1 protein-coding gene is annotated in these 344 nt (G+C 55.2%); it reads left to right on the top strand.

All coding sequences use genetic code 11. The annotated features are described in order from the left end of the window. Nucleotides 1-220, top strand: a 220-nt coding sequence (locus F8C76_RS19430) for a DUF484 family protein (RefSeq protein ID WP_152132967.1), incomplete at its 5' end; no start/stop codon positions are given. Nucleotides 221-344: the final 124 nt, after the last annotated feature.

Genomic DNA, 344 nt, shown 5'->3' with positions numbered 1-344 from the left:
AGATAACGCCACCGATATCCGCTCCGCCGCCATGGTGCCACTGGAATACCAAGGCCGCTTGGGCCTGCTGGCCATTGGCAGTAAAAGTGCCATGCACTTCCGTAGCTCCTTAGGCACCTTATTCATTAGCCATATCGGCCAGGTACTCAGCCGCAGACTCCACGAAGTGGTGCGCCAATACCCCCACCAAGCAGCCAAAAAAACCAGCGACATTAGCTGATAAAGGACCGTTAACCGTGGATAGCGATAGCCATAACACACTGCAAACGGTTAACACCTTCCTAACCCACTTGGCCAGCGAGCGTCGCCTCTCACCGCACACCGTAAACGGCTATCAACGGGAC

It is taken from the genome of Flagellimonas olearia (genome assembly GCF_009184425.1).
Taxonomy (GTDB): Bacteria; Bacteroidota; Bacteroidia; order Flavobacteriales; family Flavobacteriaceae; genus Flagellimonas; species Flagellimonas olearia.
Note: the sequence above shows the minus strand (reverse complement) of the source record. Positions and strands in the feature narration are given on the sequence as shown.